The sequence below is a fragment of the Streptomyces sp. NPDC043908 genome (assembly GCF_056435525.1).
This window is the reverse complement of the sequence record NZ_JBWKEI010000014.1, coordinates 186,420-211,319: the sequence shown is the minus strand read 5'-3', so window position 1 is coordinate 211,319 and position 24,900 is coordinate 186,420. Positions and strand designations below refer to the sequence as shown.

The window sequence follows — 24,900 nt, the reverse complement described above, 5'->3', positions numbered from 1 at the left end:
CGCGCCCGCCTCCCCCCACCGCAAGGAACGCCATGACCCCGCACCAGGAAGAACCGCCCCCCTCGCCCTCGCAGGCGGACTCGGAAGCCCTCCTGAACACGCTGCGCGAGCAGGGCTTCCCGCCACTGGAAAGCGCCGACGTCCCCGAACTGAGGCTGCTGATCGGCCGGTTGCGGCAGGTTCAGGGCGACCCGGAACCGGTGGCCCGCGTCCTCGCCACGTTCGTCCCGGGCCCGGCCGGCATGCTGCCGGTACGGGTGTACCAGCCCGAGCCGCGCCCCGGGCCCCGCCCCCTCCTGGTGTTCTTCCACGGCGGCGGCTGGGCCGCGGGCGACCTCGACCTGGTCGACCGGCCGCTGCGCCGCCTCGCCAACGCGACCGGTGCCGTCGTGGCCAGTGCCGGTTACCGGCTCGCCCCCGAGACCCAGTTCCCCGGGCCCGCGCAGGACGCCTACGCGGCCCTGTGCGCGCTCGCCGCCCGCGCGGCCGAGCTCGGCGCCGACCCCGGCCACCTCGTCGTGGCGGGCGAGAGCGCCGGGGCGAACCTGGCCGCCGCGGCATGCCTGAGGTCCCGCGAGGAAGGCGGACCGCGCCCCGCGCTGCAGATCCTCATCTGCCCGCCGCTCGCACCCGCGCGGCACACCCACTTCGCGTCCTACCGGGACAAGGCCGACGGCTATCTCAACACCCGCGCCGCGATGTAGCGGTTCTGGGACCTGTACGTGCCCGACGCGGACGCGGCCCGCAGCCCGCTGGCCGCCCCGCTCCTCGCCGACGACTTCTACGGGCTGCCCCCCGCGCTCGTCCTCACCGCCGAGCACGACCCCCTGCGCGACGAGGCGGAGGAGTACGCACGGCGGCTGGAACGTGACCAGGTGCCCGCGACGGTGAGCCGGATACCGGGAGCCCTGCACATCGTCTTCCTGCTCCCGCACCGCACCGCCTTCCGGGTCGCGCTGAGTGACATCGAGCGTGCCGTACGCGGCCACCCGCCCACCGCGCCGCGGACCCGGCCGGGCCCGCGGGGGCACGGCACGCCGTCATGACCACCCCCACCCCGCCCTCAGGAAGGGGCACCGACATGCACCACCGTCACCTCTACATCGACGGCGCCTGGACCACCTCCACCTCGCGCACCGACATCGACGTGATCGAGCCGGCCACCGAGAAGGTCATCGGCTCCGCGCCCGGCGGCACCCCCGAAGACGTCGACACCGCGGTGTACGCGGCACGACGGGCCTTCACCGGCTGGGCCAGCACCCCCGCCCGGCACCGCGCCGCGTATCTGCGCACGGTGGCCGACGGCATCGAGCGCCGCGGACCGGAACTCGCCGAGCTGATCACCCGCGAGGTGGGAACACCGATCGGCTTCGCCCGCATGGCCCAGGTCGGCCTCGCGGCCCTGGCCTTCCGCACCGCGGCCGAGGTGGGCGAGTCCTACCCGTACGAACAGCACCAGGCACCCTCGCTCCTGATCCGCGAACCGTTCGGCGTCGTGGGCGCCATCACCCCGTGGAACTACCCGCTGTACCAGGTCGCCGCGAAGGCCGCCTACGCGCTGGCGGCGGGCAACACGGTGGTGCTCAAACCCAGTGAACTGGCGCCCCTGAGTGTCTTCGCCCTCACCGGGATCATCGATGAGGCCGGTCTCCCCGCCGGGGTCTTCAACCTGGTGAGCGGTGTCGGAGCGGTGGTGGGCCAGGCGCTCGCCGCGCACCCGGACGTCGACTTCCTCTCCTTCACCGGATCCACGGAAGTGGGCAAGACGGTCAGCCGGGCCGCCGCCGGTACGGTCAAGCGGGTCGGTCTCGAACTCGGCGGCAAGAGCCCCACGGTGCTGCTCCCGGACGCCGAGGTCAGCGAGGTCGTGCCCCGGGCCGTCGCCGCCGCCTTCCTCAACAACGGACAGACCTGCTGCGCCCTGACCCGCCTGGTGGTGCCCCGCGCCCGCAAGGAGGAGGTCGAACGGGCCGCCGCCCGGGCAGCCGGGGCCATGCGCGTGGGCGACCCGCTGCTGCCCGCCACCCAACTGGGCCCGCTGGTCTCCGCAGGACAGCGCGACCGGGTGCGCCGCCACATCCAACGCGCCCAGGGCCAGGGCGCCACCCTGATCACCGGCGGGGCGGAACCCCTCCAATACCTACCGCACGGGTACTACGTACGCCCCACGGTCCTGTCCGACGTCACCACCGCGATGGACGCGCAGCACGAGGAGATCTTCGGCCCGGTGCTGGTGATCGAGTGCTACGACGACGAGGACGAGGCCGTCACCCTGGCCAACGCCACGCCCTACGGGCTCGCCGCCGCCGTGTGGTCGGCCGACCCGGACCGCGCCCTGGCTGTGGCCCGGCGCATCCAGGCCGGACAGGTCGAGATCAACGGCGGCGGCTTCAACCCCCGTGCCCCGTTCGGCGGTTACAAGCAGTCCGGGAACGGCCGTGAACACGGCGTCTTCGGGCTGGAGGAGTTCCTCGAAGTCAAGTCCGTCCAGCTCTGAACCCCCTCTCCCCACCCTCGCCCCCGTAGAGACAGGAAACCGCTCCCATGCTCCGTACCATGTTCACCTCCAAGATCCACCGTGCCACCGTCACCCAGGCGGACCTCCACTACGTGGGCTCCCTCACCCTGTGCGCCGACCTCATGGACGCCGCGGGCCTGCTGCCGGGCGAGAAGGTCGACATCGTCGACATCAACAACGGCAACCGGCTCTCCACCTACCTCATCGAAGGCCCCCGGGGCTCCGGCGTCGTCGGCATCAACGGGGCCGCGGCCCGGCTCATCAGCCCCGGCGACCTCGTGATCATCATCGCGTACGGGATGGTCGAGGCCTCGGAGGCCGCCAAGGTCGAACCCAAGGTCGTCTTCGTCGACGCGGACAACAAGGTGGTCTCCCTCGGATCCGACCCCGCCGAGGCGACACCCGACGGGACCACCTTCCGCGGCGACCACGTCTTCGTCGACTAGACCACCCCTCCCGCAACCGCCACCGGGGCGGGGCGGCGACCTGACGCCGCCGCCTTCCGCCCCGGTGGCGCTGCACGACCACCCGGAGACAACAGATGTGCGGAATCACTGGATGGGTCTCGTACGACGCCGACCTCACCGGACAGCGAGACACACTGGAGCGGATGACGGCCACCATGACCGGCCGCGGGCCGGACGCGGGTGGCACCTGGATCGACCACCACGCGGCCCTGGGGCACCGCAGGCTGTCCATCATCGACCTGGCCGGCGGCGCCCAGCCGATGACCGCCGCCACCGCCGACGGCACGGTGGCACTGACCTACAGCGGCGAGGTCTACAACTTCCGCGAGCTGCGCGCCGAACTGCGCGCCCGCGGCCACCGGTTCACCACCGCGAGCGACACCGAGGTGGTGCTGCGCGGCTACCTGGAGTGGGGCGACACCCTCGTCGACCGCCTCAACGGGATGTACGCCTTCGGCCTGTGGGACGGCCGCACCGAACGGCTGCTCCTGGTCCGCGACCGGCTAGGAGTCAAACCCCTCTACTACCACCCCACGCCCGACGGTGTGCTCTTCGGCTCCGAACCCAAGGCGATCCTCGCTCACCCCGGCGTCCGGCCCTCCGTGGACCTCGACGGGCTGCGGGAGATCATGCTCGGCGTCAAGACACCCGGCGCCGCCGTCTGGAGGGGCATGCGGGAGCTTCCACCGGCCCACATGGCCGTGCTCGACCGCTTCGGGCTGCGCGAACGCTCCTACTGGCAGCTGCGGGCCACCGAACACACCGATGGACGGACGGCCACCGCGGGCCACCTGGCCGCCCTGCTCGAAGGTTCCGTACGCGAGCAACTGGTCGCGGACGTCCCGCTGTGCACCCTGCTCTCCGGCGGCCTCGACTCCAGCGCCATCACGGGGCTCGCCGCCCGGGAACTCGCCTACGGAGGTGAGGCGCTGCGCTCCTTCTCCGTGGACTTCGTCGGCCACCAGGAGCACTTCGTCCCCGACGGACACAACGTCAGCCCCGACACCGCCTACGCCCGGGCCGTCGCCGACCACGTGGGCGCCCGGCACACCAACCTGGTCCTGGACCCGGCGGCCCTCGCCGACGAGGAGGTGCGGCGCGCCTGCGTGGCCGCGCGGGACCTGCCCGTCGGGCGCGGCGACATGGACCACTCGCTGCTGCTGCTCTTCCGCGCGGTGCGGGCACACTCGACCGTCGCGCTGTCCGGGGAGGGCGCCGACGAGATGTTCGGCGGCTACTGGTGGTTCCACGACCCCGCGATCAGCGCGAGCACGGGCTTCCCGTGGCTGACCGCCGCCACGGGCGCCGTCCGCCAGGAGCGCGGGTTCCTGTCGCCCGACCTGCGAAAGTCGCTGGAGATGCCGGAGTTCGCCGAACAGCGCTACCACGAGGCCGTGAGCGCGACCCCCTTCCTCGACGGCGAGGGCGCGGACCGGCGCCGGAGCCGCGAGCTGCTGTACCTGCACCTCACGCGGAGCCTCGGCGGGATGCTCGACCGCAAGGACCGCTTGAGCATGGCCGCCGGCCTCGAGGTCAGGGTGCCGTTCTGCGACCACCGCATCGTCGAGTACGCGTACAACATCCCCTGGCCCTTGCACGTCTTCGACGGGCGGGAGAAGAGCATCCTGCGCGAGGCCACCCGTCCCGTCGTGCCGGAGGTCGTCCAGCGCCGCACCAAGAGCCCGTATCCCATGACACAGGACGTCCGCTACGTCGAGGCGTTGCAGTGGCAGGCGCGGAAGGTCCTGGGAGAGCGGGACGCGGCGGTCTTCGCCCTGGTGGACCGCCGGGCCGCGACCCGCGCCGCCGACACCCCTCCCGGCGCCTCCGCGAACGCACCCGGGCAGCGCCTCCTGCTGGAGAAGCTCCTCGACCTGCACGTCTGGCTCGACCTGTACCAGCCCGACCTGGTGATCTGACGAGGTTGGCCCCGTAGGGGGCGCACATGAGGAAGGCCCCGGTCACCGGACCGGGGCCTTCCTCACATCCTGGCGGGTCTACTCGTAGAGGGCTTCGTACAGCTCGCGGAAGCGGGCGTGCACGACGGGGCGCGCGACCTTCAGGGAGACCGTCAGCTCTCCGGACGCGATGCTGAGGTCACGGTCGAGTATGTGGAACGCCTTGGCGCGGAAGTACTCCTGCACGGTGGCGTTGGCGTGGTCCAGCGCCCTGTGCAGTTCCTCGGTCAGGTCGGGGTGGGCGGCCAGGGCACGCGGATCGGTGGGCAGGTCCCGTTCGGCGGCCCACTGGGCGGCGCGCTCCGCGTCCAGCGTGAGCAGGGCGACCAGGTGCGGTTTGGCCTCTCCGTACAAAACGGCCTGCGAGATCAGGGGGTGGGCCCGCAGCTCCCGCTCCAGGGGGTGGGGGGTGACGGCCATGCCGTTGGAGAGCTGGATGAGTTCCTTCTTGCGGCCGGTCAGGCGCAGACAGCCGTCCCGGTCCAGTTCGCCCAGGTCGCCGGTGTGCAGCCAGCCGTCGTGGACCGCCCCGAACTCGCCCTCGTCATAGCCCCAGTACCCGTGGAAGACGTTCTCGCCGCGGATGAGGATCTCTCCGTCGTCGCTGATGGCTATCTCGACTCCGGGCAGGGGTTTGCCGACGGTGCCCAGACGGTTGTCGTCAGGGGTGTTGGTGGTCGCCGCGGCCGCCGTCTCGGTCATGCCGTAGCACTCGACCAGGGGCAGTCCGCAGCCGACGAAGAAGGACAGGATGTCCACGGAGACGGGTGCTCCCGACACCGTCGCGCGACGCAGATTGCCGCCGAAGTGCTCGCGCACGTCGGCGAAGAGTGTCCTGTCGGTGTGGTCGAACCACTCCTGGAGTTCGGGCGGTACGGGTTCGCCCGCCGCCCGCATCCGGCGCACCCGCAGACCGGCGCGGGCGGCGTCGACGAGCTCGGCGCGTTCGGCGGGGGAGCGGGGGGCCAGGACCGAGCGGTAGATCATCTCCAGTGCCAGGGGGACGAGGGGGACGACCGCGGGCGCGGCCGCCCGCAGTTCGGCGGGCATGGTGTCGGGTGGGCCGCCGCTGAAACTGGTGAAGGTGTATCCGGCCCACCAGCTGAGCAGTTGCATCAGGAGGGCGATGGTGTGGGGGCCGGTGACGACGAAGACGGTGCCGTTCGAGGTGTCCGCCTGGTCCGGTCGGCGCCGGGGAGGCGCGGGATGGGCCCGGAGGACCGCCACGTAGTTGCCGTGGGAGAGGGCGCACCCCTTCTTCGGGCCGGTGGTTCCCGAGGTGTAGATGATGACCAGCAGGTCGTCGGGGGTCACCGCGGCCCGCCGTCGGGCGAGCGCGGCGGCGGGTACCGCGTGGGAGCCGGCGCGGCGCAGGCCGGCGAGCGTGGTCGGCGGGTGGGTGGTGCCGGGCTCCCCGTCGGTCCGGGGCTCCTCGTCGATCACGATGATGTGGCGCAGACCCGGCAGTTCGGGCAGAGCGACGCGGAGTTTGGCGAGTTGTTCGCCGTCTTCGCAGATCACCGCCTTGGCGTCGCAGTCATTGACGACGTGGACGATCTCCTCCGGGACCGTGGTGGGCAGCAGGGACACCAGGACCAGTCCGCAGGAGGCGGCGGCCAGCAGCGTCAGGGTCCACTCGGGCCGCAACTTGCTCTGGATGGCCACCCGGTCACCGGGGGCGAGGCCGAGGGCCAGCAGCCCGCGGGCGATCTCGTCGCTCGCGTCGTGGGCCTGCGCGAAGGTGAGTTCGCGCGGTGTTCCCTCGGCGGTGCGCCAGCGCAGGGCCGGAGCCTGCGGCCACCGTTCGGCGCCGTGGCGCGCGAGGTCGGCGAGGGTGAGGGGCGTGCTGGGTGTTTCCATCGGACTCACTCGCCTCCCGGCACGCGGCGCTGGGCGGGCTGCGGGTCCGGCTGGGAGTCGAGCATGTAGCCCCTGCCCCACACCGTCTTGATCACCAGGCCGAGCGGTGCGATGCGGCGGCGCAGGCGCAGGACGCGTACGTCCAGGGCGTTGCGGCGGGGCATCTCGCCCTCGGGCCACATCACCCGCGTCAGTTCCTCGCGGCTGACGGTGCCGCGGTAGGAGGCCAGCAGCACCCTGGCCAGATCGGCTTCGCCCTGCCCGAGCGGCACGGACTGCTCGGCGAAGTGCAGGATCCCGTGGTGGTCCAGCACCGGGTCGCGGGGCGCCGCCCGCACTTGGAGCGCGGCCTGCCGGGCCTGGACGTCCTGGGGGTCCGCGGGGGTGCGGATCCAGTCCTCCAGCTGGTCGACACAGTGCGGGGGCGGCGCGGTCGGCGCGACGAGCAGCAGGCGGGGGACGCCTTGCGCGCGGCACTGGTCGAGTTGGTGCGACTGCTCGGGCCAGCGCAGGATGCGGACCGCGCCGGACGGTGTGCGCGGCGCCGTCGCGGGGGAGGAGTGGTGGCGCGTGGGCAGCGGGCGGTGGGGGCGGGGAGGGCCGGGGAGGGTGAGCGGAAAAGTCACGGTTGCCTTCCTTGGAACGGAGACGCGATCGGCTGGACCGTCAAGGGTGGGAGGGGCTGCCCGGAGCGGGCCGTGAGGGGAAGGAGTGTCGCGGCACAGGATTCAGCCAAGCCGCTCGTGGCAGGGGATTCCAGAGGGCGGGGTGTGCCCTCGGTGTGCCTGCGGGGCAACGGCCGCGGCGGGTACGGCGTCGTGGAGGAACGTGTGGCGGATGAGCACGTCCAGATCGGCGGTGGTGAACGCGGCCTCCGGTGAGGGGTGTTGTGAGGGGTGTTCCGCTCGCCCCTGAAGGATGCGGGCCGCGCTGCGCGTGATGTGGACGACGGCGGGCAGCGGGGAGTCGGCTCGCGCGGGGGAGGACGGTTCGGCGCGGTCGAGCAGCCGCAGTGCGTTGGCCGGGGTTCCCTGCGTGGCCTGCTGGGCGGCGAGCAGCACCAGCGCCCAGAGTCCCGGCTCGCGGTCGTGGTCGTGGGCCAGGACACCGGCCCTCAGGGCCGCGACGTAGGCCGTCTGCGCGCGTGCCTGATCCCCGAGTTCGTAGGCGAGCAGGCCGCTGAGACATGCGGCGCGGGCGGTGGCCGCCATCAGGCGCGCGCCCAACTCCGGCTCGTAGCCCGCCGTGTGGAGCAGCTCGGTGACCACGCGCAGCTCGGCGTCCGCCAGCACCCGGCCGGTCGCCGGTGTCTCGGTGCGGCACAGCTGCCTGAGCTGGTCGTGGCGGGCCTCCAGAGCGGTGATGGTGGTGTCGGCCGGCCGTCGGCCCGGGCGTTCCGGCGGTGCGGGAGGTGTACGGGACGTCTCCTGCCAGTGGGTGAGAAGTCGCTCCACGGAGTCCGCGCAGACGGTGAAGCGGCCGTCGTCGGGCGCGGGTGTCTGCGGGGTGCGGGAGAGGGCGCGCAGGGAGCGCAGGGCCTCCTCGGCGGTCCAGGGTGCGCAGAGCGGCACGGGGGAGCCCCCGGCGAGGTGCAGCCAGTGCGGCCAGCCCAGGCGCAGTACGTCCGAGCGGGGCACACCGTGGAGGCGGGCGATCGTGAACTGTGCGGTCAGTTCGGGGGTGACCTTTCCCGACTCCCAGCGGGCGATCTTCTCGCGGCGGGCTGCCATGGTGCCGTAGCCGAGTTCGGCGTGCTTGCGGGCGACGAGCTGGGCGTATCCGGCGTGGGAGAGGCCTTCCCTGCTGCGCAGCGCGGACAGGGGGTGGGCGAGGGGGCTCTGGTGTGTGGGGCACATGGCAGGCGCATCCCAGGGGGAGGGGGGAGGGGGGAGGGGGGAGGGCTGCCGGGGGGGAAGGTGTTCGTCCCGGCCGGTCGGCAACTCGTGTCTACGAGATCAGCAACTCGTGTACACGAGACTGGCAGTGGCCCGGTGGCCATGTCCCTACGGTCACCACCACAGACTCGTACGGGGCCGGCACCGCTGCGGTGCTTCGGTACCGAAGGCCGACCATCCGACGGACGCACGGTGAGCGCGGCCGGACCTGCGCACCGGCCGCCTCGGCCATCTGCGGGGGACGGGCTTTGCCCGTCAGGAAAAGGTGCCCGTCAGAAAAGGTGCCTGGGCCCGATCAGGGGCCCAGGCACCGTGACAGCTCAGCGGCTGCCGGCCCCGACCAACTGCTGGGCGTCCGGCGACTCGGGGGCGCCGCCCGTCAGGAGCAGCGGGCCGAGCCCCTGCCGCTTCACCCCGAGCTTGCGATAGGCGCTGGAGAGGTGGAATTCCACGTTGCGGACGGTCACGCACAGATCCTGGGCGATCTGCCGGTTGGTGGCCCCGCCCGCCGCGGCGAGCGCGATCTGATGCTCCTGCGGAGTGAGGCCGAGGGGAGCGCTGCCCCGCCTGCCCCTGCGCCGTCCTCCGCCCACCTGGGCGAGCAACTGCTCCCCGCGCCGCACCAGGGGCTCGGCGCCGCACGCGGAGGCCAGGGCGATCGCCTCCTCCACCGTGGCGCGGGCCTCGTCGCCCCCGCTCTCGGCCTGGAGCCCCGCGAGGTCGAGGAGCGCCCCGGCGTGGCCCAGGCGGTGCGGGGAGGCGGCCAGACGCGTGATCGCCGTCGTCAGCAGCTCGCGTCCCTCGTCGCCGCCCAGGGCCATCGCCAGCGCGTGCTGGGCGACACCGACGACGCGGTCGGTGCCCCAGGTGAGGGCCAGCGCCAGATCCTGTTCGGCCAGCTCTCGGGCCCGTTCGCGCTGCCCGAGTTCCGTGTGGGCGGCGGCGGCGAGTGAGCGCCACGGCAGGATCGCGGGATTGCGCATCTGCCACGCGCCCGCCCGCCGGCCGCACTCCTCCAGAGCGTCCACGGCGCCCCGCGCGTCCCCTTCGGCCAGGAGCAGCCGGCCGCGCGTGCAGAGCAGCGCCGTGTACTCCAGCATCTCCGGCACGTCGTCCGCGCCGCGCAGGTGGTGGGCCAGGAGTGCGCGCGCCCGGTCCGGCCGCCCGAGGGACACGAGTACGTCGGCGAACCAGATGGCGCAGGTCATGGCGCAGTGGTCGCCGCGTATGTCGAGTCCGTAGTCCCCGAACGACGCCAGTGCCGCGGCGAAACGGCGGGCGGCCTCGTGGAGGTCCCCCTCGTGCACGGCCTTGAGGCCGTGGGCCATCGCCATGATGGCCATGGCCCGGGGCCATCCGCTGCCCTCGGCGATCCGGTCGCCGACCGCGAACACCTCGTCGATGGCGGCCGAGGCGTCGGTACGGGCCAGGGCGAACAGCGTGTAGTAGGAGGGCGGCCGGAAGAAGTTGTGGTCGGCGCTGAGGATCGCCTCGCGGGTGCAGCGCACCACTTTCTCGCGCTCCACCCCGCGCCAGGCCGCCATGGTGGCCACCGTCCCCTGCTGGGCGCGGCGCAGCGCGAGGTCCCCGAGGACGGGCCGCTCCATGCGTTCCATGCGGGCCAGCGCGGTGGGCACGGTGGGCAGCCGCAGGAACTCCGGCATCATCGCCGTCGCCTCCAGCCGCCAGGCCAGGTCGGGGTCCTCGTCGCCGAGGTCGGCGATGGCCGTGTCGGCGATCCGGGACGCCTCCTCGTGGGCCGACACCATGCACAGCGCCGGTACGAGCTTGAGCGCCGCCTGCGCGGCCTGCCGGGCGTCGGTGGCGGTGTCCAGCGCCATGCGCAGGTGGCGGATGCCGTCGTGGGGTGCGTACGACAGCTCGGCGCTGCCCAGGTCGCACAGCATGGCGCTGCGCTCATACGGCGCCGAGGGCTGCTTGAGCGCATGGCGCAGATACGTGGCCGCGATGTCCGGGGCGCCGCGCCCCGCCGCGAGCCTGGCCGCGCCGCGCAGCTCCTCGCACGCCCAGGGCGCGGTGGAGGACCCGGAGCGCAGCAGGTGCGCGGCGACCTGCTCGGACGGGGCGTGGGCGGCGTGCAGCAGGTGCGCGGCCCGCCCGTGCGCGGTCAGCCGCGCGCCGACCGGAATGCTGTCCAGGACGGTGGTGCGGACGAAGGAGTGGGTGAAGCGAAGCGGGTGGGAGTTGGCCACCACGGACATCGCCGCGAGGGTGTCCAGGGCCCGCGCGGCCCGAGCCGGCTCCAGGCCCGCGAGATCGGCGGCGATGTCGAACTCGGCGCCGTCACCGAGGACGGCCACGGCGTGGGCCAGGGCCTCGGTGTCGGGACAGGCCCGAAAGCGGGCGCGCAGGCGGGCCGCCACGGCCGGGGAGCCGAGCCTGCGCACCTCGACCGCGCCGAGCGCGTCCAGGGGAGTGCCCGAGTGCTTCAGTACGCGCAGCAGCTCGGTCAGCAGGAAGGGGTTACCCCGGGTCACCTCGGTACAGGCCGCGACGACCTCCGTGTCCTCCCGCCCGGTCGACCGGTGCACGACCTCGGCCACCGCCTCGCCGCTCAGGGGAGCGAGCCGGACTTCGCGGGCCTGGCCGGTCAGGGCGAGAAGAGGCTCCTCCGCGTAGGGCCGCTCGCCGTCCGTGGTGGAGAGCAGCACGGTGACGGGGTGGCCGGTGAGGCGGTGGGCGGCGTAGGCGAGGAAGCGCATCGACGGGGCGTCGGCGGCGTGGGCGTCGTCCACGGCGAGGAGCAGGGCCGAGCGTTCCGCGAGCTTGGCGATGAGTTTGAACAGTGCGTGATGGGTGGTGTACGTACTGGTGCGGCGGATGTCGGGGGAGGCCTCGTCGAGCACGAGCCGCGCCGGGGGGCCCGCCAGCTCCAGCAGGGCCACGCGGGTGGGCTCGTCGGTCCTGGCGAGGAGGTCGGCGAACAGCCGGCGGACCACCCCGAAGGAGAAGTCCCGCTCCAGCGGAGCGCCGCACGCGCTGCCGACCAGGACCGGGACGCCGAAACGCGTACCCGTGAGGGCCTGGATGAGCGACGTCTTGCCGATGCCCGACTCGCCGGTGAGGTGGACCAGGGAGGGGTGGCCGGCCGCGGACGCGACGACGCCGTCGCGCAGGACGCGCAGTTCCGCCTCGCGTCCCGCGAGCGGGGACGCTCCGTACCGGGGCTCCGGCGCCGTACGACTGCCTGTGTGCGACATACGAGAGATACCTTTCCTCGCCGTCCGGCCGGCGTGCCGCGTGGGGGCGGTGCCGGTCCGGCGGTGGGTCCTCGGCCGGCGGACGTCGCCCGTCTACGTCAGAAGGCGATGGCCGGGAGGTGCCAGGCTGCTCGATACGCTCAGGGGTGAGGCGGGTGGAGGCGCCTGGAGGGGGGTGGACCCACGGTGACGGCCTTACGGCGACGCGTACGGCACGGGGACCACACGAACCACCATGACCCACGGGTACCGGCCGGGGGATCCGCCCGGCGTCGCCTTCGGCCCCCGCCACCCGGCGGGGGTAAGGACCCGCTCCTCACACGGCGGCCCGCCAGGTTGCGGCCTAGAGTCGGATCCGTGGCAGCGGAACGGGAAGACCGGGCGATCCGCGTGGTCGTCGTCGACGACGAGCAGCTGGTCCGTTCAGGCCTGCGGATGATCCTGGCCGCGGCGCCGGACATCGACGTGGTCGCGGACTGCTGCGGCGGCGAGGCCGTGGACACCGTCCTCGCGCAGCGGCCCGACGTGGTGATGCTGGACATCCGGATGCCCGACGTCGACGGGCTGACCGTGTTGAGCCGGCTCACCGCCGTCCTGGGGGAGCGGCTGCCGGCCGTCACCATGCTGACCACGTTCGACACGGACGAGTACCTCGCCACGGCCCTGTGCGCCGGAGCGTCCGGCTTCCTGCTCAAGGACACCGAGCCCGAACAGCTCGTACGGGCCGTCCGCGTCCTGGCCGCCGGCGGCAGCACGCTCGATCCCACGGTGGCCCGCACGGTCATCGGGGGATACGTGCAGGGCACCGGGGACGCCGGACAGGCGAGGCGGGCGGTGGAAGGGCTCACCGACCGTGAACGCGAGGTGCTCGCCCTGCTCGGACGGGGACTCTCGAACGCGGAGATCGCCTCCGGTCTGCACCTGGCGCACGGCACCGTCAAGGACCATGTCAGTGCGCTGCTGGGGAAACTGGGCGGCCTCAACCGGGTGCAGGCGGCCGTCGTCGCGGAGCGGGCGGGACTGGTGGGAGGCCGCGCGGACGAGCCCCGGCGCCCCGTATGACGCTCACTCCCGCACAGTGGCGTCTGCTGTACATCCTGGGGCCGGTGGTGCTGGCCGTCGGCGACACCTTCATCACGGAAGCCAAGCTGAGCACGCTGGAGCAGGCGTTGTCCCTGGGCGCGGGTCTTGCGCTGTTCGCCCGGCTGCGGATGCCGGTCACCACGCTGTTCCTCACCCTGCCGGGCCAGTTCGCGGGCAGCGCCTGGCTGGCAGCCCTGATCGCCCTGTACACCGTCAGCCGCCTCAGGCCGAGCCGCCTGCTCCTGACGACCTGCGCCGTGCTCGTCACCGCCGCCGAGATCCTGCCCAACCCACTGGAGGCCAAGGCGCTGGCGGAGAGGCTGACCAGCATGTTCTGGCTGGAGCAGAAGCTGGGGGCACCCATCGCCGCAGTCGCGCTGGGGCGCGCGGTCGCCCTGCGCTGCGAGCTCACGGCGCGGCTGAAGGAACTTACCGAGGGGCGCAGCAGGGAGGACCGTCTGCTGGCGGAGCAGGTACTGGCCACGGAGCGCACGCAGCTCGCCCGGGAGATGCACGACGTCGTCGCCCACCAGGTGAGCCTCATCAGTCTGCAGGCCGGGGCGCTGCGCATGAGTACGCCGGACTTCGCGTCGCGGGATGCCGCCGACACCATCCGGACGCTTGCCGTCAGGACCCTGGAGGAACTGCGGCACATGGTCGGCGTACTGCGGGCCGCGGGAGCGGGCTCCGCGCAGCGCAGACCCCAGCCGCGCCTCTCGGACCTTCCGCGGCTCCTCGCCGAGAGCGCCGTGGATGTCGACGCGGACATCGGCTACGAGGAGTGCGCGTCGTGCCCGGAAGGCGTGGAGCGAGCCGCCTTCCGGATCGTGCAGGAGGCGTTGACCAACGTCCGCAAGCACGCCCCGGGGGCCAAGGCCCGGGTCCGGGTGCGGTGCGCGAGTCATGAGCTGAGGGTGGAGGTCCGCAACACCGCCGCCGTGGCCGGCACCGCCCCGCTGGACCTGCCCAGCGGCGGGCACGGCCTCATCGGCCTGAGCGAGCGGGTGCATCTGCTGGGGGGCTTCTTCAGCGCGGGGCCGGACAACACCGGTGGGTACGTGGTCAGCGCCACGATCCCGATCCCCATCCCCTCGGGATAGCTCCAGCACGGTCGGCCCAAGCCGGTCCTTGCCGCGTGCACAGCCGTCAGGTCAGGTTCAGCCCGCCGTCGAGCACGATGACCTCGCCGGTGAGATACGTACTGGCGATCACCGAAGCCACCAGGTCGGCCACGTCGGCGGGCTGGGCCGGACGGCGCATGGGCGCGCGCTCCCGCCACAGCTCGTGTGCCTGCGCCCAGTCCTTCGTCATCGGCGTGTCCACCAGCCCGGGTGCGACCGCGTTGACCCGCACCTCGGGCCCGAGCGCGGACGCGAGCAGCCGGGTCACGTGGTTGAGCGCCGCCTTGCTCGCCGCGTACGGCACGGACGAGCCCTTGGGGCGCACCCCGGCGTGGCTGGTGATGTTCACGATGCTGCCGCCCGCCGGGGATCGGCGCAGCGCCGGAAGCGCCGCCGTGCACAGCACCCAGGGCGCGATGAGGTTGACCTCCAGGAGCTGCCGCCAGTCGGCGGGTGTCGCCGCGGCGAGGTCGTCGTGCGGGATCGGCCAGCTGATGCCCGCGTTGTTCACCAGCACGTCCAGCCGCCCGCACCGCTCAAGCACCGTCTCGACCAGCCCCCGGGCTTCCTCCTCCACGGCCAGGTCCGCCCGCACGTAGTCCCCGCCGAGTTCCGCGGCCAGTGCCTCGCCGGCCTCCGCACTGCGCCGCGAGTGCACGACGACCCGCATCCCGTCCGCCGCCAGCCTCCGCGCGACGGCCTCCCCGATCCCCGAGGTGGACCCGGTGACCAGGGCGACAGGGCGATCCGCTTGTTGCATGCTCATACCCACGGATCCTGTCACGGGTGCCGTTGTGCCTGGTCCACCGCGGGTCACCGGCTCTCGTCCGCCTGCTGACCCTGTGCGAGGGCGGCCGTCCTCATCGGGTGGTGGAGGTGGCTTCGAGGAGGGTGTCGGCCGCCGCGGTGCGGGCGTAGAGGACGGAGCGGCCGGCCCGGTGGGCGCTGACCAGGCCCGCGTTACGGAGTGCGCTCAGGTTTTGGGAGACGCCGGCCGGGGACAGGCCGGTGCGGTGGGCCAGTTGGGTGGTGGAGGCCGGGGTGTCCAGTTCGGTCAGCAGCCGGGTCCGTGAGCGGCCGAGTACGCCCGCGAGGGCGTCGGTGTCGGTGTCGGTGGTGGGGCCGGGGGCCCAGAGCGTGCCGGTGCCGCGTGCCGGATAGGCGAGTTGGGGTGGTTCGGGCGGTGAGACCCGGGTGGGCAGCCGCTGTCCGGCGAAGGCGGAGGGTATGAGCAGGAGACCCGGGCCCGCCGCGCTGCGGGACAGGGGCCGGCTGCGGCGGGTCAGGTGCAGCGCGTTGCCGTCCCATGTCACCGCGGTGTGCAGGTCGTTGAGGACGTGGCCCGCGCCGTGCTCGGCGATCTGGCGGGCCCGGTGGAAGACGTCGGTGTCCAGGACCGCCCGGACGCGTGCCCAGTAGGGGGCGATGGCGAGCTCCCAGTAGGTGTGGATCTCCTGGGCGAGCCGGGGCAGCCGGGTGCCCGGGTCGTGGTGCAGCGACCGCAGCCGGGGGCCGAGGGGGCCCTGGTGGTAGTGCAGGTGGTCGAGGTCGCGGCGGATCCGATCGGCGGGGGTGTCCTGCATGGCGGCCAGCTCCGTAACAAGGCCCGGGGCGGCTCCGGCGGGGGCGGGGTTGAGGAAGTGCGGAAAGAAGCCGGTCGGCGGGATCAGGTCCGCGAGCCAGCCCCTGTCCAGCCCGGCGGCCGCCAGCCGCGGCCGGACCTGCTCGATCCACGGGCGGTGCACGGGGGATGCGCAAGCGTGCTGGGACAGCAGTCGGAAGCTGGTCACCACCTGCCACATCGGCGAGACCGAGAACCGTACCTGCGCCAAGTCACCCGTCGAGAACGCCAGTTCCGCCACGATTACCACACCCTCTGGTGGATTCACCTATAGGTGAATCAATGGCGGTCACTCTATCCGGGGAAGATCCTTCCGGAATGACTTCGGACACGATCACCGCGGCGGCATCGGGCCACTGGACACTCGGCGACCTCACGGTCCACCGCATCGGCTTCGGCACGATGCGGCTCCCCCAGTACGGCGAGGCGCTGATACCCGATGCCATCCCCCGCGACCGCGAACAGGCAGTCCGGGTGCTGCGGCGTGCGGTCGAACTCGGCGTGAACCACATCGACACCGCCGCGTTCTACTTCTCACCGCGCCTCTCGGCCAACGAACTGATCAACCACGCGTTGTCCCCCTACCCCGACGACCTCGTCATCGTCACCAAGGTCGGCCCGGGCCGGGACGCCTCGGGCAACTGGCTGCCCCACGCCACTCCCCAGCAGCTGCGCGGCCAGGTCGAGGAGAACCTGCGCCAGCTCGGCCGCGACCACCTGGACGTGGTGAACCTGCGCATCGTGGGCACCGACTCGATCGCCGAGCGGTTCGGCGCCCTAACCGACCTGCGCGACGCCGGGCTCATCCGCCATCTGGGCCTGTCCAACATCCGCCCCCACCACCTGGCCGAGGCGCAGGCCGTCTCCCCGGTGGCCTGCGTCCAGAACATGCACGGCATCGGGGCGTCACCCGAGCAGGATCAGCTCCTGCGTACATGCGGCGAACAGGGCGTCGCCTTCGTACCGTTCTATTCGATCGCCGGAGCCGGACGCACGGCCGGAGCGACCACCGGGGACAGCAGTACCCTGCACGCCATCGCCCGCGCCCACGGAGTGAGCGCGGCGCAGATCCGGCTCGCGTGGACACTGCACCAGGGCCCCCACGTCCTGGCCATCCCCGGCACCGGCGACCTCGACCACCTCACGCAGAACGTCGCCGCCGGGACCCTGCGTCTGTCCGAGAGCGAGCTCACCGCTCTGGACGCCTTGGCGCGGCCGTCGCACCCCGCCGGACTCTCCCCGGCCTGACCGGGCGACCCCGCCCCGCCTCACCGGTTGAGGAACTCGGCGCACCGGTAGGGTCCCAACGTGGCGCCCTCGTCCGGTCGCACCGTGACCTGCACGTCGTCGGCCCTGACGCTCGGGTCGAGTACGGACTGGGCGTGGGGCAGTGTGCACACCAGCTGGCCTGTTCCCTGGTCGCGCCCGGACATCGCCCAGGGACCGTCGAGGACTACCGTGACGCGGGCGGCCGTTCCGGTCACCGAGTAACCGCCGAGGCGGACGAGTGAGGTGAGCCCGTCGCGCTGTTCGGCGGGCGGTGGACCCGCGGCCAGCAGTTTCACCACCGTATCGAGGTCCTTGACCTCCCGGTCGCGCCCGTCCGCTCCGATCGCCGTCCCGAGGGTGACGGTGACCGGCGGGGCGCCGTGCCGCAGCGCGTTGCCCACCAGGTTCGCGACGATCACGTCGATACGGCGCCGGTCGACGACCGCCCGAATGCCCTCGGGCAGGCGCGCCTCCACCGCCCGGGTCCAGCCGCGCAGGGTGAGGGAGGCGCGGACGGTGTCGGCGAGGTCGGTCTCGGCGGCGTTGCGCCGTACCGCCTTGGCGGCGAAGCGGGAGATCTCCATCAGGTCCTCGACCAGCCGGGACAGCCGGGCCGTCTCCGCGCCGACGGTACGCGCCGCGCGCGCCGCGTCCGGCGGCAACTGGTCGGCGTCCTCCTCCAGCACGGTGCGTGACCAACCATGGCGACACACGTCACCAGTCCGTTGTCGATAAATCCTCATGCCCCTGTCCCATTGGATGCCAGAAAGAACTAAGTCGCCCGGATATTGCGGCCTTCGGGTGCCGTGATTCCCCGCTCTTCGGCGCGAAAGGAGTGTTCGCAGGAACGTCCCTTCCGTGTCGGAACAGGCGGCATGTCGACAAGTGGTTATGGAATCTCCGCACGGTGAACCACGAACTGACCTGGCGTTGTGAGCGGAATGTTCCGCAGGTGGCCTCCGGGGCGACGGAGATCCTGCATTTATATTACTCCGACATGTATGCGTAATGGGCGACTTGGTCCAGATAGCGCCACGTGAAAGAACGACTTCTTTATTTGCCCGTGCGGAATATCGATGTCGGGCGTTTGATCACGCGTGTACGTCCAGATCCCCTGTGTGACAGACGCAAAGGTAGAAACATGCTGAGAGTTCTCGGACTCGGCCGTGCGCCAGAACGCTCGCGGTCCGCTGCCGCCGTAAGCCTCCCTCCCTCCCGCGTCCCCCCGCTTTCCCTCTCACGCTTCCGTTTCCGTCTGGCGCTCGGTTCCGCGCTGGCCGTCATGGCGTGCACCACGGCAGCGGCCTCGCCCGGGCCGTCTCCGCTCACCGCACCGGCGGCGCACCGCACGTCCGCCGCCGATTATCCGATGCGCATCGTCGCGTTCATGGCCAACAGCGGTTCCGGCAGCGTCTCGGCTTTCGACGTCCGGCTGGAAAGGGCCGTCGGCACCACAGAGGTGGGCACGGGACCGACCGGCGTGGGCGCGGCTCCCGACGGTTCTTACGTGTATGTGGCGAACGGGGTCTCCGACACGGTCTCCTTCATCGAGACCACCGGCCGCAAAGTCGTGGCGAACGTACCCGTAGGCGCCTATCCGTTCTCCGCGTCGCCGAGCCGCGACGGGCGCCGCGTGTTCGTGGCCAACTGGGGCAGCGACAATGTATCGGTCATCGATACCGCCAGCCGTAAGGTGGTCGTGACGGTTCCGGTGGGTGAACTCCCGCACAGCATCGCCACCATCCCGCAGGGACCGGCGTACGTCACCAACAGCGGCACCAATGACGTCACCATGCTGTCCGCGGAATACCAGCCGCTGGGCCGGATTCCCGTAGGCGACTTCCCGAGCGGAATCGCCGCTACGGCGAAGGGGGAAAGGGTCTACGTCGCCAATACGGGTTCCGGCAGCATCTCCGTCATCGACACCGGAGCGGGCAGAGTGGTGGACACCTGGGCGGTCGGCAAAGCCCCGGTCGGCGTCGGCGTCAGCCCCGACGGACGGCGGCTCTACGCCACGGACTCCGGCGCCGACGTCCTGCTGATCATCGACACGACGTCAGGACGCGTCCTGGCCCGGGTGCCCGTGGGCAAGACACCGCAGGGCCTGGCGGTCAGCCCGGGTGGCAGCCGCGTCTGGGTCACCAACGAGGAGTCCGACACCGTCACGGTGATCGACCCCACGCAGCCCAAGGTGCGGGCGACGCTGGAAACCGGCCACCACCCGGAAGGGATCGCCATCACCCCCAGGTGACAGGCGCGGCGCCGGGTCAGCGTTGCGGGCGGCGTCCGCTGATCACCTGGTCCAGCCGGTCGACATCCATGGGCGGCCCGCTGAAGGTGAGGCGGGGATTGGTGAGGCCGGCCAGGGCGATGTCGAGGTGGCGTTCCCAGGCGTCGGGAGCAAGGGCCCCGGTGATCTCGATGACGCCCCGCATGCCCCAGATGATCGCGCCGATGTCGGCCACGTCGGTGTCCGGATGAACGTGGCCGGTCTCCTTGGCGCCGGCCAGCAGGTCGGCGATGATCGCGTAAATCCGGTGACGCTGTTCGGGCAGGGACATTTCTCCGAAGGCGTGGGGCAGAACGCTGCGGCTGGTGGCCAGATGCAGGCCGACCGTCCGCAGGAAGTACTGCAACTGCTGCTCGGCGGGCAGTGCGCGGGCCTCCTGCGCGTGTCTGAGGAGGCCGTCGAAGAAGGACGTGGCCAGGGCCAGCAGCAGCGCGTCCTTGGTGGGGTAGCGGCGATAGAGCTCCGTCGGCGCCACCCCCACCTCCCGGGCGATCTGCGCCATCGAGGCCTGCGGATGCAGCTCTCGCAGGGCGTGGGCCACCTGCTGCAACAGCTGTTGGTCGTCGTCCGCGCCGCCCGGGGCGAGGATGTCTTCTGGGCCGGGCACACTTCCTCCTCGGACAGGCTGGGGGCCGCCGCCGTACGAGGGGCCCCGCTTGCTGGTGCGCCACCAGAATCCCCCGCAAGGCGGTCGGCGCCCGGGATTGGGCTGACGTAGGGCGTGGAGCGGGACGGGCTGCGTGGGCGTCCCTCCGTCACAGGGCCGGTGGTGTGGTTGGCCCTGTGACGGAGGGACGCACGCCGGATGCGAGCGGTGGGCGGGCGTCGGTGCCGCTGTCCGCCATCCAGGCGGACGACGGGCCGCCGCTGCGCTCACGCCGGCCCTGCGTGGAGGCAGCGGCCGCACAGAGTTGTCACCCAGTGGGAAGACGACCGCGAGATGCGGCAGCCTTCCCTATGCTGTCCGGGCCGCTTCTGTTCGGGCCGCGGCGCGGAAGACGTACGCCGTCATCGGGGCGTTCACCGGCCCGGAGCCCAGACGGGCCGTCATCTCCGCGATGACGGTGTCCCGGACGGCCTGCTCGTCGCCGCGCTCCTCCACGCCCGCGCGTACCGGCGTTCCGGCGAGGAAACCGGTGGCGACATCGGCGACCGACGCCGCCCGGCCCTGAAGCGTCAGCTCATGCTCCTCCTCGACGGCGAATCCGGCGGCCGCCAGGTCGGAGGCCGCGACAGCGGGGTCGGCGTAGCCGTGCGGGACGGTGGGGAGGAAGTGCGGCGGGTCGTCCGGAAAGGCGCGCTCGAGGCCGGCCTGCAACGCGGCTCCGAAGGCGTGCGTACCGAGCGGACCCCAGGTGTTGAACAGGAACCGCCCGCCCGGAGCCAGGACCCGGCGGACCTCGCGGAAGGCCGCGATCCGGTCGGGAAAGAACATCACGCCGAACTGGCAGACCACCAGGTCGAAGCTCCCGTCCGGGAACGGCAGCCGCTGCGCGTCGGCCTGCCGCCACATGGCATCGGGTACCCGTGCCGACCCGTAGGCGACCATGGCCTCGTTCAAGTCGGTGGCTGTCACTTCGGCTGCGGGTGCCTCCGCGATCAACACCGACGTCAACGCGCCGGTGCCGGAGGCGAGTTCCAGGATCCGTCGGGGGCGGAGCGCCGCCGCTCGGGCCGCCAGATCCTCGGCGAAGGGCTGGAAGACCACCGGGACCAGATACTGCTCGTAGGCCGCCGGCATGGACTCCGACCACCGCCGGTCGGCATCGTTTCCCGTCACGTCCACCACGTTAACGCGACCCCGGGAGACTCCCCACCCAGGGAAACCCCCCACCCAGCCGTGTCGCCCCGCATTTTTGCCTGGGTCAGCGCCCCGGGGCCGGGAGCGGGAACCGCACGTCGGTCAGTTGTTCCGACAGCTCCCACAGACGGCGGCCGGTCTGCGGGTCGGCCGCCGCCGTGGCCAACCGCACGCGCGTCGGGCCGCCGCGCAGCTCGGCGAAGCCGTCCGGCCCGATGAACTCACCGCTCTCCACATCCGCGGCGGTAGCCGCGTACAGCTGGCAAAGCGCACCCTGTTCCGCGCGCTGGGCGAGCGGGGCGAGGATGTGGCCGAACAGCATCTTCACCATGCCCACCGGCGCGCTTGTCTGCAGATTGGTGGAGGTGTAGCCGGGGTGGGCGAGCACACTGCGCACCGGACTGCCGGCCGCGGTGAGCCTCCGGTGGAGTTCCCATCCGAAGACGGCGTTGGCGAACTTCGACTGGTTGTAGAACCGCATGGGGGAGTACGTGCGCTCACCGGACAGGTCGTCGAAGTAGAGGCGTCCCTGCCGGTGGTTGGTCGAACTGACCGTGACCACGCGGGGGTCATGGCCGTCGGTCAGCAGGTCGAGCAGCAGACCGGTGAGTGCGAAGTGGCCGAGGTGGTTGCCGGCGAACTGCACCTCGTGCCCCTGGGCGCTCAGCGAGCGGGGCGGTGCCATCACGCCGGCGTTGTTGACGAGTACGTCCAGCCTCGGGTGATCGGCGCGCAACCGACCGGCGAACGCACGGACCGAATCCAGATCGGCCAGGTCGAGGCGGAGCACCTCGAGGTCGGCGCCGGGCTGCTCACTGGTGATCGCTGCGGCGGCCCGGTGGCCCTTGGCCTCGTCGCGTACCGCGAGGATCACGCGGGCGCCCTTGCGGGCGAGTGCACGGGTGGTCGCCAGGCCGAGGCCGCTGTTGGCCCCGGTGACGACGAACACCCTCCTCGCCTGCTCCGGGATCCGATCGGCGGTCCAGCGCTCCTTCTTCATCATGCGTCACACGCTGCCGTCTATGACACTCGGTGTCAAGACGTTACCGAGTGCCATGAATGGCATGGCGTACGATCGGTCGGTGGACTCCCGCCCTGAAGTCACCATGGCCCAGCGCAAACGCCAGCTGGTCTCCAACGAGCTGAGCGAAGCAGCCCTCCAGCTTCTGGCGCTGAAGGGGTTCGACGCGGTCACCATCGACGAGATCGCGGCCGCCGCAGGTGTGTCCAAGCGGACGTTCTTCCGGTACTTCGCGTCCAAGGAGGACGTGGTCGTCCAGTTCCTGGCCGACCTGGGTACCGGTATGCGCACAACGCTGGCGTCGCGTCCCACCGGGGAGCGGCCTTCGGTGGCCCTGCGGCACGCCGTCTGGGTCTCCATGGCCGCCTGCGCCGACCACTCCGACCGGGCGCTGCGTGTGGTCCAGTTGATCCTGCGCACCCCCGCCCTGCGCGCACGTTTTCTGGAGCGCCAGGACCAGTGGCGCGACGATCTGGCAGGAGAGCTGGCGCGGCGGCTGGGACTCGACCCCGACACCGCGCTGTACCCCCGGCTGGCGGCCGGGATGGCGCTCACCGCCTTCGACACCGTGTTGCAACGGTGGAGCGGCAGCGACGGTGCCGAGGACCCCGCCGAACTGACCAACCGCGCTTTCGCCACCATCGCCCCGGCGCTGGACGCTGTCGGGTGAGCTGATTTCGCAGCAGTTCAAGGGGTTTCTGCGATACGCCACGCGGGATCGTCGCCCACCCGGTCAACCACTACGCATCCGGCGGTTGACGTCGGCCCGGGCGCGGGGCTGGACTGGTTGGGGGACGTTGCGGCGACTCGCCAGGGAGAGCAGCGATGACAACCACAGAGACGTTCAACCTTCTGCAGCCGTACAAGATCGCCGAAGAGACGTTTGTCATCCCGTGGGCCCTTGAGGCCCCGCCCGTCGGCCACTTCCCGATGAACTCGATGGTGATCCGAGGAGCCGAGCCGATCCTCGTGGACACCGGGGCGCCCGCGGTGCGCGCCCAGTGGCTGGAGGCGGCCTGGTCTGTCGTGGATCCGCTGGACGTACGGTGGATCTTCCTCACCCACGACGACCGCGACCACGCCGGCAACCTCTTGGCGGTCCTCGCCCAGTGCCCGAACGCGACCCTGCTGACGACGTGGTTCTCCATCGGCCGCATGGCGGAGGAGTGGGAGACGCCCATCAACCGGTGCCGCTTCATGACCGACGGTGACACGATCGACGCGGGCGATCGCACCCTGGTCGCCAAACGGCCGCCCCTGTACGACAACCCCACAACCCGGGCTCTCTTCGACCGGAAGACCAACGTCCTGTGGTCCGTCGACACCTTCGCCACGAACGTGCCGACTCCCATGCCCGACATGGCGGCGCTGTCGCCGGACGAATTCCGCGACGGCCAGTTCTTCGGCGGCAGTCTGGTCTCCCCCTGGGTCGCGCTGCTGGATCCCGAGAAGTTCGGGAGGGTCGTCACCGACTTCCAACACCTGGACGCCGAGGTCATCGCCGGCTGCCACTGCCCTGTCCTCCGCGGTCCCCAGATCCCCGAGGCCTACGAACTTCTCCGACAGCTCCCCGAGATACCGCCGTGGACAGAGTTCACCCAGGCCGACCTGGACCAGTGGATGGAGGTCGCCGAGAGCTCGGTTCCACCCGAGCAGCCGCGGCCCTCGGGGACGTGAGGGGGAGGGCCCGCCGCGCGACGGGCCTTTGTATGCCGACGCTGCGGGCCGACTCGCCGTTCTTCGCCAACTGAGCTCCGATCACTGCCCTGTTGTCGCGACTGGCGAGATCAAGTAAGGTCACCCGACGTGAACACCGGACCGGCGATACGCCACACACGGATGGGCCACCCGGTGGAGGGCTGATCCCCCACCGGGTGCGCGGCAGGCACCCCCTCGGTTCGGCACGCGGACCTCCCGACGCTCGTGCGTCGCGCGTCCGTTCTCCGTGCCGAACAACAACGAGGTCACCTGCATGTCAGTCGCGTTCAACCACACCATCATCGCCGCCAAGGACCGCCACGAGTCGGCCCGCTTCTTCCGCGAGCTCCTCGAACTCCCCGAGGCACCGTCCTGGGGCCCGTTCACCAACATCCAGCTCTCCGACGGCGTACTGCTTCAGTTCGCCGAGCCGCCGGTGGACATCCAGATGCAGCACTACGCGTTCCTGATCGACGACGAGCTCTTCGACCGGGCGTACCGGCGACTCTGCGACCAGGGCACCGAGCACTGGGCCGATCCCCAGATGCGACGCCCGAACGAGATCAACGATGAGCACGGCGGCCGGGGTGTGTACTTCAAGGACCCCGCTGGTCATGCGATTGAGCTGATCACCCGTCCGTACCTCTGACCAGGCAGTGCGTGGTCGGGCGCCCCGACCCGGCGCCCGACCACGCGACGGGTTGGTGCAATCCACATTCGCATGCATGTAGGCGCGATGTGAGGGCATCAGGTGGCCAGGAGGTTGATAACAATGGTTCCCCTGCTTCTGGTTCTTCTGCTGGCTCTGATTCTCTTCGGCGCGGGCTTCGCCCTCAAGGCGCTGTGGTGGATCGCGGTGATCGTGCTGGTCGTGTGGCTGCTGGGCTTCGTTGTCCGGTCCGCGGACAGTGGCGGCCGTAGGGGTCGCTGGTACCGCTGGTAGGCGGTACCCCTCGGGGTGAGGATCACCTCTGGTGACGTGGGTGTGGGGGGGGGGGGGGGGGGGGGGGGGGGGGGGGGGGGGGGGGGGGGGGAGGAGTCACACTCCCGCAGAGAGAGGGAGGGGGGGGTACGGTG

The 24,900-nt window shown here is 71.7% G+C and carries 20 protein-coding genes and 2 pseudogenes; 12 read left to right on the top strand and 10 right to left on the bottom strand.

What is annotated here, in order from left to right; all coding sequences use genetic code 11:
* Window positions 1-32: 32 nt before the first annotated feature.
* From AC069K_RS28265 to asnB, 4 genes and pseudogenes are all read left to right on the top strand, one after another.
* A pseudogene (locus tag AC069K_RS28265) lies at window positions 33-1,046 on the top strand (alpha/beta hydrolase).
* 35 nt (window positions 1,047-1,081) lie between these two features.
* Window positions 1,082-2,497, top strand: a complete 1,416-nt coding sequence (locus AC069K_RS28260; protein WP_478621070.1) for an aldehyde dehydrogenase family protein — start codon at window positions 1,082-1,084, stop codon at window positions 2,495-2,497.
* A 47-nt stretch (window positions 2,498-2,544) separates the two neighbouring features.
* The gene (panD, locus tag AC069K_RS28255) at window positions 2,545-2,964 is read left to right on the top strand and encodes an aspartate 1-decarboxylase (protein WP_358831860.1); all 420 of its coding nucleotides are present in this window, start codon (window positions 2,545-2,547) and stop codon (window positions 2,962-2,964) included.
* 95 nt (window positions 2,965-3,059) lie between these two features.
* Entirely contained in the window at window positions 3,060-4,904 is a 1,845-nt protein-coding gene (gene asnB, locus AC069K_RS28250; protein ID WP_478621068.1) for an asparagine synthase (glutamine-hydrolyzing), read from the top strand.
* 78 nt (window positions 4,905-4,982) lie between these two features.
* Here asnB and AC069K_RS28245 read toward each other — a convergent pair whose 3' ends face one another.
* From AC069K_RS28245 to AC069K_RS28230, 4 genes are all read right to left on the bottom strand, one after another.
* A complete protein-coding gene (locus AC069K_RS28245) occupies window positions 4,983-6,803 on the bottom strand; it encodes an AMP-dependent synthetase/ligase (protein ID WP_478621066.1) in 1,821 nt (606 codons plus the stop codon).
* Between the two features lie 5 nt (window positions 6,804-6,808).
* The gene (locus AC069K_RS28240; RefSeq protein WP_478621065.1) at window positions 6,809-7,429 is read right to left on the bottom strand and encodes a winged helix-turn-helix domain-containing protein; all 621 of its coding nucleotides are present in this window, start codon (window positions 7,427-7,429) and stop codon (window positions 6,809-6,811) included.
* 102 nt (window positions 7,430-7,531) lie between these two features.
* Window positions 7,532-8,659 carry a hypothetical protein gene (locus AC069K_RS28235; protein WP_478621063.1) on the bottom strand — a complete coding sequence of 376 codons (1,128 nt, stop codon included), beginning with the start codon at window positions 8,657-8,659 and terminating at the stop codon, window positions 7,532-7,534.
* Window positions 8,660-9,018: 359 nt separating this feature from the next.
* A complete protein-coding gene (locus AC069K_RS28230; protein WP_478621061.1) occupies window positions 9,019-11,919 on the bottom strand; it encodes an AAA family ATPase in 2,901 nt (966 codons plus the stop codon).
* Window positions 11,920-12,354: 435 nt separating this feature from the next.
* Here AC069K_RS28230 and AC069K_RS28225 point away from each other — a divergent pair, with 435 nt between their 5' ends.
* Both AC069K_RS28225 and AC069K_RS28220 read left to right on the top strand, forming a co-directional pair.
* A complete protein-coding gene (locus tag AC069K_RS28225; protein ID WP_478621112.1) occupies window positions 12,355-12,981 on the top strand; it encodes a response regulator in 627 nt (208 codons plus the stop codon).
* Entirely contained in the window at window positions 12,978-14,102 is a 1,125-nt protein-coding gene (locus AC069K_RS28220; RefSeq protein WP_478621059.1) for a sensor histidine kinase, read from the top strand. Before AC069K_RS28225 ends, AC069K_RS28220 begins: the two co-directional genes overlap by 4 nt.
* A 46-nt stretch (window positions 14,103-14,148) precedes the next feature.
* Here the strand turns inward: AC069K_RS28220 and AC069K_RS28215 are convergent, their stop codons facing one another.
* Both AC069K_RS28215 and AC069K_RS28210 read right to left on the bottom strand, forming a co-directional pair.
* Window positions 14,149-14,889, bottom strand: coding sequence for an SDR family NAD(P)-dependent oxidoreductase (locus tag AC069K_RS28215; RefSeq protein ID WP_478621058.1), 741 nt, complete (start codon window positions 14,887-14,889; stop codon window positions 14,149-14,151).
* 94 nt (window positions 14,890-14,983) lie between these two features.
* A complete protein-coding gene (locus AC069K_RS28210) occupies window positions 14,984-15,988 on the bottom strand; it encodes an ArsR/SmtB family transcription factor (RefSeq protein WP_365111913.1) in 1,005 nt (334 codons plus the stop codon).
* 74 nt (window positions 15,989-16,062) lie between these two features.
* Between AC069K_RS28210 and AC069K_RS28205 the strand changes: the two genes are divergently transcribed.
* A complete protein-coding gene (locus tag AC069K_RS28205; protein WP_478621056.1) occupies window positions 16,063-16,992 on the top strand; it encodes an aldo/keto reductase in 930 nt (309 codons plus the stop codon).
* A gap of 341 nt (window positions 16,993-17,333) precedes the next feature.
* Here the strand turns inward: AC069K_RS28205 and AC069K_RS28200 are convergent.
* Window positions 17,334-17,702, bottom strand: a pseudogene (locus AC069K_RS28200) (two-component sensor histidine kinase); the annotation flags it as partial.
* 680 nt (window positions 17,703-18,382) lie between these two features.
* Here AC069K_RS28200 and AC069K_RS28195 point away from each other — a divergent pair.
* The gene (locus AC069K_RS28195; protein WP_478621054.1) at window positions 18,383-19,264 is read left to right on the top strand and encodes a YVTN family beta-propeller repeat protein; all 882 of its coding nucleotides are present in this window, start codon (window positions 18,383-18,385) and stop codon (window positions 19,262-19,264) included.
* A gap of 16 nt (window positions 19,265-19,280) precedes the next feature.
* Here the strand turns inward: AC069K_RS28195 and AC069K_RS28190 are convergent, their stop codons facing one another.
* From AC069K_RS28190 to AC069K_RS28180, 3 genes are all read right to left on the bottom strand, one after another.
* A complete protein-coding gene (locus AC069K_RS28190) occupies window positions 19,281-19,910 on the bottom strand; it encodes a TetR/AcrR family transcriptional regulator (protein WP_478621052.1) in 630 nt (209 codons plus the stop codon).
* A gap of 348 nt (window positions 19,911-20,258) precedes the next feature.
* Window positions 20,259-21,044 (bottom strand): class I SAM-dependent methyltransferase, encoded by a 786-nt coding sequence (locus AC069K_RS28185; protein WP_478621110.1) that lies wholly within the window; start codon window positions 21,042-21,044, stop codon window positions 20,259-20,261.
* A gap of 124 nt (window positions 21,045-21,168) precedes the next feature.
* The gene (locus AC069K_RS28180) at window positions 21,169-22,107 is read right to left on the bottom strand and encodes an oxidoreductase (protein WP_478621050.1); all 939 of its coding nucleotides are present in this window, start codon (window positions 22,105-22,107) and stop codon (window positions 21,169-21,171) included.
* A 61-nt stretch (window positions 22,108-22,168) separates the two neighbouring features.
* On the opposite strand from AC069K_RS28180, the gene AC069K_RS28175 reads away from it, so the two are divergent.
* From AC069K_RS28175 to AC069K_RS28160, 4 genes are all read left to right on the top strand, one after another.
* On the top strand, window positions 22,169-22,795 hold the full coding sequence (locus AC069K_RS28175; RefSeq protein ID WP_478621048.1) for a TetR family transcriptional regulator: 627 nt from the start codon (window positions 22,169-22,171) through the stop codon (window positions 22,793-22,795).
* Between the two features lie 155 nt (window positions 22,796-22,950).
* Window positions 22,951-23,802, top strand: coding sequence for an MBL fold metallo-hydrolase (locus AC069K_RS28170; protein ID WP_478621046.1), 852 nt, complete (start codon window positions 22,951-22,953; stop codon window positions 23,800-23,802).
* A 295-nt stretch (window positions 23,803-24,097) separates the two neighbouring features.
* On the top strand, window positions 24,098-24,472 hold the full coding sequence (locus AC069K_RS28165) for a VOC family protein (protein WP_478621044.1): 375 nt from the start codon (window positions 24,098-24,100) through the stop codon (window positions 24,470-24,472).
* Between the two features lie 123 nt (window positions 24,473-24,595).
* The gene (locus AC069K_RS28160; RefSeq protein WP_086727732.1) at window positions 24,596-24,766 is read left to right on the top strand and encodes a DUF5670 family protein; all 171 of its coding nucleotides are present in this window, start codon (window positions 24,596-24,598) and stop codon (window positions 24,764-24,766) included.
* Window positions 24,767-24,900 lie beyond the last annotated feature (134 nt).